Annotated in this window: 8 protein-coding genes and 1 pseudogene; 6 read left to right on the forward strand and 3 right to left on the reverse strand. The window is 40.1% G+C overall.

Annotated features, from left to right (window positions below):
* The first annotated feature begins 29 nt into the window (after positions 1-29).
* On the forward strand, positions 30-182 hold the full coding sequence (locus LC586_RS11455) for a hypothetical protein (protein WP_229484660.1): 153 nt from the start codon (positions 30-32) through the stop codon (positions 180-182).
* Positions 183-234: 52 nt separating this feature from the next.
* Here LC586_RS11455 and LC586_RS11460 read toward each other — a convergent pair whose 3' ends face one another.
* Positions 235-447 (reverse strand): hypothetical protein, encoded by a 213-nt coding sequence (locus LC586_RS11460; RefSeq protein ID WP_229484661.1) that lies wholly within the window; start codon positions 445-447, stop codon positions 235-237.
* A 512-nt stretch (positions 448-959) separates the two neighbouring features.
* Between LC586_RS11460 and LC586_RS11465 the strand changes: the two genes are divergently transcribed.
* The 3 genes from LC586_RS11465 to LC586_RS11475 all read left to right on the forward strand — a co-directional run bounded on the left by LC586_RS11465 (position 960) and on the right by LC586_RS11475 (position 4,846).
* Positions 960-2,204: a ParM/StbA family protein gene (locus LC586_RS11465; RefSeq protein WP_229484662.1), complete on the forward strand. Its 1,245-nt coding sequence runs from the start codon at positions 960-962 to the stop codon at positions 2,202-2,204.
* Between the two features lie 683 nt (positions 2,205-2,887).
* On the forward strand, positions 2,888-3,691 hold the full coding sequence (locus LC586_RS11470) for a ParA family protein (RefSeq protein ID WP_229484663.1): 804 nt from the start codon (positions 2,888-2,890) through the stop codon (positions 3,689-3,691).
* A 36-nt stretch (positions 3,692-3,727) separates the two neighbouring features.
* Positions 3,728-4,846 (forward strand): ParB/RepB/Spo0J family partition protein, encoded by a 1,119-nt coding sequence (locus tag LC586_RS11475; RefSeq protein ID WP_229484664.1) that lies wholly within the window; start codon positions 3,728-3,730, stop codon positions 4,844-4,846.
* Positions 4,847-5,221: 375 nt separating this feature from the next.
* On the opposite strand, the gene LC586_RS41860 is transcribed toward LC586_RS11475, so the two are convergent.
* Positions 5,222-5,398 carry a sigma factor-like helix-turn-helix DNA-binding protein gene (locus LC586_RS41860; protein WP_369010520.1) on the reverse strand — a complete coding sequence of 59 codons (177 nt, stop codon included), beginning with the start codon at positions 5,396-5,398 and terminating at the stop codon, positions 5,222-5,224.
* An 861-nt stretch (positions 5,399-6,259) separates the two neighbouring features.
* Here LC586_RS41860 and LC586_RS11480 point away from each other — a divergent pair.
* Positions 6,260-7,219, forward strand: a complete 960-nt coding sequence (locus LC586_RS11480) for a ParM/StbA family protein (RefSeq protein ID WP_229484665.1) — start codon at positions 6,260-6,262, stop codon at positions 7,217-7,219.
* A 10-nt stretch (positions 7,220-7,229) separates the two neighbouring features.
* The gene (locus tag LC586_RS11485) at positions 7,230-7,520 is read left to right on the forward strand and encodes a hypothetical protein (protein WP_029631541.1); all 291 of its coding nucleotides are present in this window, start codon (positions 7,230-7,232) and stop codon (positions 7,518-7,520) included.
* A 229-nt stretch (positions 7,521-7,749) separates the two neighbouring features.
* On the opposite strand, the pseudogene LC586_RS11490 reads toward LC586_RS11485, so the two are convergent.
* Positions 7,750-7,961: pseudogene (locus LC586_RS11490) on the reverse strand (hypothetical protein); the annotation flags it as partial.

Genomic DNA, 7,961 nt, shown 5'->3' on the forward strand with positions numbered 1-7,961 from the left:
GGGATTATGAGGATATCGGTGGTTAGGTGTTGGAGAAAAGCATACTCTCTACCTTTGCTTGTGATACTTGCGTAAGTCCTGTCCTTGTCCTGTTTGTCGTTGTGGGCAATATCTCCTGGAGTGCGATCGCGCAGGCGCAGTTGCCAGTAAGTGCTTTGCACCACTACACTGGGCGCATTTAGAAGGAGTTTTCGCTCAAGCACCTGCATTGCTCAAAGGTTCTATGAAACCATTTCAGCCATACATTTGGTCAAAGCCTTTGGTCGAGGGCATCAACAGTATTTGACCGAGCTGGAAAGGCGATCGCATTCTAGTTTTAGAGGTGCGATCGCCTAGAATAATCACTTCATATATCTCATCTGTAAAAGCTGCGATCAAAAATTTGACAGCAAAGCAAATGTGTAATTGACCCCATTTGACATACCTTGTTATCGCCCAAGATTCCACAATAACGATACTTTTTACTGGGGTAATTGCGGGGATGGTTGAGGTAATACGGGGTGTAATGATGACAATCGCATTGTTTGAATTACAGGCAAAAAGCTAATTTTGTTTAATAATTCAACTTTTAGTTGATACAGAATTTGGGTGTGATTGGGGTAATTTAGTCATGATTTAGGAGGTGATTTGACAGTGAATATTAAAGCAGTTTTTAGTACATTAGTGTACTTAGAATCTACGGTTTGGATTTGGTATTAGTGTTATGGAGTTACTTCAATTAGCCCCGTGGTAATTTGAACTTGGTTGCTTGCTGGCAGTTTGCAGTGCACTCTCTACTCAATGGAGTTGGTATGAATGCTGTAGCGCCATCGAAGAACATCGCCGTAATAGTTTTTTCTCTACGCACTTTGTATGTAAAAAAGCTGTTAAACCCTGTAAAGAAAGTGTTTTACACCACAGTATTTTTCCCATTTCGGTTAAATTGGGAACGATAGTAAAAGGTAATAAAAGATAAAGATATGCCCAAAACTAAGGAGAAAACAGACGTAAAAAAGGTAGTAATTACGATTGACATGGGTGCAAGTAAAACCAAGGCGATCGCTCAAGAGTATCCAGAGGGAAAGCCTGTTGTTTTACTTTTCGACTCAGAAGTAGCAGATATTGCTAAAGCTTCGATTGAGAGCATTCAACAAGAAGGTAATCCTGAATCTCGTACTTGGGTAGGAATAGGTGATGAATATTTCGCCTTGGGAGAGCTTGCCCGTCGTCGATTTGGGGGTATATCGCAGCTGAAGGAGCTAAAGTACGAACTAGCAGTCCCTAAAATTTGTGGTGCATTTTGGCTGGCTAAGGAGAAGTTGAACCTGGGTAATGATGTTGCAGCTTACTTGAGCATCCTGCTACCGCCTGGTGAAATGCAAGACAAAGAACAGTTACAAGTGCGGTTGAAGGATGCGTTTCGAGGATTTGATACACCAGCAGGTAAGATGCGGGTAAAAATGCTTCGTTATGATGCAGCTTCTGAGGGTAGTGGGATATTTTTTCACCGTAGGCGAACGCTTGGCGATAATATGCCTGCTTCTATGTATGTGATGCTTGGTTATCGCAACGCAAGTATTTTCACCTTTCGCAGTGGTTCAATTGGTGCGGGAATAACCAGCAATTTTGGTATGTCTTGGCTGGTGAATAATTTTACTTCCAAGACATCGGGACTAAGCCCTGATAATCCCAATATTATTGAGGTGTTGGTAGAAGCTGGAGTTAGTTGTGACTCCCAGGTGATGCAGAAACTCTCACGTAAGCGCAAAGGTGATGAAATTCAACTTGATGGCGAGTCGATGTCCAAGGCTTTATTGCTTGCTAGAGATGAATATTGGCGTGCGATCGTCAGATGGTTGCGCTCGAAGATGGATGATGATATTGAAGAACTGGTGTTTTGCGGAGGGACTGCGGATTATATTCGTCCAGAAATAGACGCTTACTTCCAGAAAGAGGGGATTAAGGTATCTTGGCACGGTAATATTTTTATACCTGATGAGATATCTTGCGGTATTGGCAATCGGATGGCGGATGTCTGGGCGCTCTACCAATATATGATTATTCAGTTTGATGAGTTGACTGGTTATACTCGCTCTGAAGTTGTACTGCTAACTAAATCTGCTGAAGGTAGTACAGATAATCCAGATGAAGAAGTTAAACGTAAGTATAATTTTACGCCTTGTGAGCGACCTAGTACCTTTATTGCTGTGAACGAGAATGTTTGATTAGCTCAGAAAAAGTAGTGTAGTTACAAGGACTGCAACTACACTTCTGGGATGCTTTTTACGTAACTTCTCAATAACCACTGCAATAATGAGCCGATTACTCGTGGTTAGGTGAGAATAGCTAGTTATAGGGGGATTGAAAATACTTCCTTGTTGGCAGCGCCCCTTTCTCTAATGACATCAGGTAGATAGAGAATATTGTCATCCCGCTTCAATCGAGTACACTGTGAACAAAGACTGTTGTTCAGCGTAGAATCTTCATGGCAGGGTGGTTATATTCTGTCAACAGAAGATTTTTCTTCTCAATAAGCTCAAAATAATCGCATTAATAGCTGCTGATTGAGACAGCTTTAAAGGTTGAAATCACACTAGAATTATGCCGTTGATTTTTATACTCAATAACCAGATCGCACAAAGGCCATAATGCTTTCCTACGGAACTGTTTGATTGAGCAAGTGCTGAGTGAATATCTCTTTGACGGTGTATATTTCTTTTAGTGTAAAATTCCAGGCTAGGCAATCTGTGTAACTAGGTCGATGATTACTTGCAGTAAACATCTTTTTGATAGCAATCCTTGTTAGAAAAATGATATAACATTATCTCAAAATTCTTCGCCCAAACTGATATAACGTTATCTCATGACTGGGAGTCGGAAATATAGTAATCAAGAAAGAGAAAAAATTATGCCTGCCAATTTGACCCTTTCGATTGAGACAAACGCTGGAGGAGTGGCAAAAAGTACTATTTCATACAATCTTGCGTATGAATTGGGTGTTCGTGGCTATTCAGTGGCACTATTAGACATCGATCCTAACGAATCATTGACATTATTTTGCGGATTAGGAGAATTTAAAACACAGGGAACAATGGCTAATGTTTACCATCCAGACTTCAATGGGAACTGGCCTTTAGTTACAGCTTGGGAAGGTAAGATTGACAAAATTCAAGTTTGTAAAGGCGGAAAAGAATTACACGAAACAATTCGGGAAGTTTCAAAGGATCTGCGTGGAGCTTATACTCTTGCAGATCGGTTGAGTGATTACCCCTTATCTCACGATTTTGTAATTATCGATTGTCCTGCAACATTGGAGCCTTTACCACTGACTGCTCTTGCAGCTTCTAGCCACGTGTTAATTCCCATTCAACCTGAATACAAGGCTTCTCAAAGTGCTGCGGCGATGATTGAGTGGTACTATTTCAACTGCAAGCGGCTGAGATTGAAACCGACTCCGAAAATATTAGGTATAGTTCCTACTCGTTGGAAAAGTGATTGGGGAGCGCATAGAAGTATTGTTGAGGAACTTCCCCTAGTCTGTAAGAATTTGGGAATTCAGTATTTTAGCCCAATTCGAGAATCAGCTGATATTCTTAATGCTTCTGGTAGAGGGCTACCTCTGGGAATTTACAGACCCGGCAAAGAGGCAAGAGGAGATTTTATGCCAATTGTTGATGCACTAGTTCAAGAACTTAAGCTAATAAGAGGTTGATCGATGACAAAATTAAACAAACCGAGTGTACTTGGAATGTTTGCTTCTGCAGCTGATTCACAACAGATATTTGAGCTTGAAGAACGAGTAGAAGATTTACAGGCAGAGATTACAAGATTAAAAGATGAAGAAGCACAGGGAAAGCTTGCTGAAGAAGAACGTACAGTCCTCAATCAAACTATTGAAGACCTACGAGAACATTTGAAAGCATCTGGAATTTTTAAAATTCACTATAGTGAAGTAAGACCCAATCCAAAACAAGCAAGGCAAACATTTACTTCGGATAGTATTCGGAGTATGGCTGTTTCCATTAGAGAGGAAGGGCAACAACAGCCGATTATTTTACTACCGGGAAATCTCATTTTTGATGGAGAACGGAGATGGAGATCAGTTGCAGAAGAGTTACAGCCAGAAATTGAAACACTTGATGCAGTGATGCTTCTAAAAGAACTTTCTGAAGAGGAATTACATGCACGCACTTTATTAACTAGTCTTCACCGAGAAAGCTTGAATGAGCTAGATTTAGCCGAAGGTTTAATTCAACAGGCTAAGTTAGCTTTGGAATTTGAACAGGAAGAAGTAGTTAGAGCACTTAGGAGAGCAATAGCTAGATTAAACGCAAAAAAACTTTTGCCCCAATTAACTGAATTGGTTATTTTAACTAGAAAAGAGCAGTCAGAAGGTATTAAAGCATTTAATTTAGATGAAATAGAACAAAGTATTCTTCTGTTGTTATTACGTTTTCAACAAAATCCAGCATCAGTAGATGCAAATGTCTTTCCTTGCTTGCGGCTTTCAGAAGACTTAAAAATTGCGATTAGAGAATCAGGACTTGGTGCAAACCATGCCCGATCACTCCAAAAACTAAATTCCAAAAATTTAAAAGTTGAAGAAACTAAAGCTCTTAAAATCCGACAAGATGTTACATCACAAGTTTTGCAAGAAAGGCTAACAGTCGCTCAAACTCGTTTTCTAGTTGCCCAAACTATTGCTCAACATGCTCCTGAAACAAAACCTAAACCAAATCACCAAATCAGTTCTCTAATTCGAGATGTCTCAGCAACTAAGGTTGAAGATATCCAGCAAGAGCAACTGAGAGATTTATTGGCTGTATTAGAAGCTAAGGTAAAAGAGATTCGGAAAAAGTTGGACTAATACTATCTCGTCCGACTTAGTTCACTGAACCGGAGATGTCCATGAAATCTATCGAGCGCCCATCTAAACTACCCAAACGGCTTTCGCCTGAATCCCGCAGAGTCAAACCAGAATTATCAGCCGAATGGTTTCAGCATGTGAGATTTCTAGACTGCGACAAAGCAGTGAGCCGAATTATATTTGAATGCTAACACTGCTAAGAGAGGATACTTTGTGAGTTTACGGGTGAGCCTGTAGTTGAAGAATATAATGGACGATCTTCAATCATCCAAGGTAAAGTTCAATGCCCCAACTTTGAGCAAACTGCTATTAGACTGAGTACGGAAGAAGTGCTTTCTACAATAGTGATTCCTTCTCCTTGGACATAAATAGTTTTCAAGAAACCAAATAATTTTTAATCTGGTCTTGCTCACGTCGTAAAGCTTTCATTCCTTGTCCATGAGCAGAGCGTACCTTGGAATGACTGAGATTGAATTTTTGTGCAATCTGTTTTACAGTTAGCTTGCCCTGTCCCTCCAGTCCAAACTGTAACGTTAAGACTTGGACGTTGATTTGGCTTCAAGTCAGCTGACAAATTCTCCAAATCTGACCAGTTGACCAAGCTTTTGGATTTGGGTTAACTGTGCTTCTGTTTTATTTACCTCGGTAGCTAGTTCACCCTAGTTGGGGAACGCTCTAGTCGTTGCACTTGAGAATCGTTTTGCTTATCAAGTTTTGCATTGACCTTACAAGTCTTGTGTAGATAATCTTTTACTCTGGCAATAGCCTCAGAAAGCGACCAATTTCTCGTAGGTAGATTCCAACTGTATCAAAGCTTGGCTAGACATCTTGCGTGGCGGGAAGCTAATTTAATAACAAAGATATTGACAGTAAAGTATAAATCAAACAGTCAACTATTTCAGAGGGTGTAGGGAACCCACGTTTTGAAACGTGGGATTTAAGCAAGGAGCGAAGGCGGAGACACTCCGCCTCTGCGCTTTGTATTTCGCGCTATGCGTCTCGAAATAAATATTTTTTTAAGTGGGCTTTAGACCACAACTAAAGTTTTCTATTCCTTCTTCTCTATTTTTTTGTAAGTTAATTTCTACTACGTTCATAGAAAAGATTTCAAAAATTCTGATGGGGGCTATATGGGGGCTATGTGTACCCCAAAAATAGATTAGGGCTTCGATGAGAATTTGACACCTATATGGGGGCTTTGTGGGGGTTTTATAGGGTACATTTAGCTATTTGATATTTTGTACCCCACTTAGCCCCCAAGGGGTATGATAAGCTCTTGAGGTTAGAGAGGGAAGGGGCAGAGTTCTGGAGAAAAATTCATAGCAACTTATTCTTCTCTCCCCTGCTTTCCTGCTCCCCTAGATAATCTGAACAGATAACTTTCACAAATCAAAACGTATTGACTTGATCCCTATGTCAAATATTCACGCCTTGCAAAAAATTTTTCCTGCTGGCTTTGATAACGGTTATGGAAGCCTAAAACTTTTAGTCGATGGTTTTGAAGTAGTTCGTGTTCCCAGCTATATAACCAATGCCGACATGGAAGATGTACCCGGACGAGTAGTTTTTAACGGTAGTGCTTACACTGTCGGGGAATCAGCTTTCCGTACAGGTTATCATTTTGACCGGAACACGGATAACAATGAAAACAAAGTCAATAATGCGTTGTTGACTTTATTCGGTGCATTGGCACATCTGCCACACCGTAAGGCTTGGCACTTAAAATTAGTTGTCAGCTTACATGATGTTGGTCTGGCGAACGAATTGCAAAAAGTACTCAGTGGAGAATATCAGACAATACTTGCTGGTAAACAATCAGAGGTGAAAGTAGAAGTGCTTAAAGTCGTTCTAGAGGGGATGGGTGCATTATTTGGGCATCAACTACCCAAAAAATTAACCATTTTAGATTTTGGCAATGGCACGACTCTGTATTCTCGTTATAACCAGGGAAAACGAGAAGTTCACACCGCCTACCCCATTGGTGTAGAAGTTCTCATTGATGATATTTCCCAAAAAATGAAACATCTAAATGGGGGAAAAATCGGGGATGCATCCAAGATTCGATTTTGTCTGGAAATGGGACATACCAAGTACAGCCGTGACATCGATATCAAAGATATATACAGCACTTGTTTGAAAGATTGGTATGAAAAATACTTAAAAAAAGTGGTGAATCTGACACTTGATGCCAAGCACCAAGGGGATGAAATCTGGGCGATAGGTGGAGGCTGCCTGTTACCAGGATTTAAGAAGCTATTAGAGAAGAACGGTTTCAAAATTCTAGATAATCCGGTAGAAGCTAATGTTTTTGGGCTTCTAGAAATGGCAAAAACCATTACGAGCAAGAATTCACCAAACACATCTGGAAAGTGAAGTTATAACAATGACAGATAAACAAGACTTAGCTCCGGTAAAAATTCGGCTCAAAGAAAACTACCGAGAACGCATATTTGCAGAATCCCAACAACTAGGTAAAAGTTATCTGGAGACGCTTTATTTTATTATTGATTGCTATTTTGTTTTCATAAAGGCTGGATTAGCCACACAACAAGTAGCTTTCACGCCGCTTACTACTAACGAAAACAGGCTCCAACAGCCAATTCCCCAGCCATCTACAGACCAAAAACTAGAAGATCCTGATGGCGAAACATTCAGTCTTGATTTTGAATTATAACCGTCAGATGAAGTTGGCAACGGTAATTCCCAACTCGTGGGGTAATTATGTTAAAAAAGTTTTGAATTTAGCTCTTGTGTAAGTATTTCAGTATTTATGTACTATATAAGATGAGTTGATGTCAGCTATCCTACCAAACAGTAGATTTTTATTTTGGATTTCTATAAAAAAATAATGCCAGTACTAACAAGTAAGCCTGTATGTACTAGCATTATTCAGTTAATTGGGTCTAGAACGGAGGTTCTTGATCTAGGTCTTCATCTGTCGAAGTAACGTTATCTTCGAGTAGTTCTTTGGCAAAATCGGGAGTTTCAGGCGAGTGAGGGGTTTTACTAACCTGGGTGAGTTCGTTGATGGGTTGTGCTGACATAAAGTTTCTGATTACGAATGTGGCAATCTTTTCTTTGTAATCACCCCTGTTATCAACTAGCAAATCGAGAT

The sequence above is a fragment of the Nostoc favosum CHAB5714 genome, from assembly GCF_020829495.1.
GTDB classification, from domain to species: domain Bacteria; phylum Cyanobacteriota; class Cyanobacteriia; order Cyanobacteriales; family Nostocaceae; genus Nostoc; species Nostoc favosum.

Coding starts and splice junctions, on each gene's coding strand:
- LC586_RS11480 (WP_229484665.1), top strand. CDS start 6,260: ATGTCAAATATTCACGCCTTGCAAAAAATTTTTCCTGCTGGCTTTGAT.
- LC586_RS11475 (WP_229484664.1), top strand. CDS start 3,728: ATGTTTGCTTCTGCAGCTGATTCACAACAGATATTTGAGCTTGAAGAA.
- LC586_RS11465 (WP_229484662.1), top strand. CDS start 960: ATGCCCAAAACTAAGGAGAAAACAGACGTAAAAAAGGTAGTAATTACG.
- LC586_RS11470 (WP_229484663.1), top strand. CDS start 2,888: ATGCCTGCCAATTTGACCCTTTCGATTGAGACAAACGCTGGAGGAGTG.
- LC586_RS11485 (WP_029631541.1), top strand. CDS start 7,230: ATGACAGATAAACAAGACTTAGCTCCGGTAAAAATTCGGCTCAAAGAA.